The organism is Aquitalea sp. ASV15 (assembly GCF_016429115.1).
In the GTDB taxonomy this organism is placed as follows: Bacteria; Pseudomonadota; Gammaproteobacteria; order Burkholderiales; family Chromobacteriaceae; genus Aquitalea; species Aquitalea magnusonii.
Genome location: NZ_JAELTZ010000130.1, coordinates 1 through 431, shown reverse-complemented (window position 1 = coordinate 431; position 431 = coordinate 1). Strand labels below are relative to the sequence as shown.

Here is a 431-nt window from a genome sequence, read left to right as displayed (position 1 = left end):
TCCCGTGGTGCGGCCGAGGCGCGCGCCTTCTTGCATTGGCTGCTGGAGCTGTGCGAGCACGGCGAAGATGGCAAGTACCGGCTGTTTGGCGTGCCGGTCAAGGTGCCGTTTGTCGGCCTGTTCGATACCGTGGCTTCGGTAGGCATTGCCGCCATCCGCCCACCGGCCCTGGGCCATGTCGATTGGGCCGACCACACCATGCCGCTGCCGCAGGCCCCCGGCTTTATCGGCCAGCATGTACACCTGGTGTCGGCGCACGAGCAGCGCATCTGCTTTCCACTGGACTCCACCCGCCTGCCGTCCGGCCGCTATCCGCCAGGCAATCTGGGTGAATTTGTCTACCCCGGCGTGCATTCCGATGTCGGTGGTGGCTACGGCCTGCGCGAGCAGGGCCGCTGTGGTGGCGAGGTGGGCATGCAGCTGTCGCAGAT

Annotated in this window: 1 protein-coding gene; it reads left to right on the top strand. The window is 66.6% G+C overall.

Translation table 11 applies throughout. From position 1 onward, the window contains the following. The coding region (locus JHD64_RS21145) for a phospholipase effector Tle1 domain-containing protein (protein WP_199055586.1) at positions 1–431 on the top strand (431 nt) is incomplete at both ends.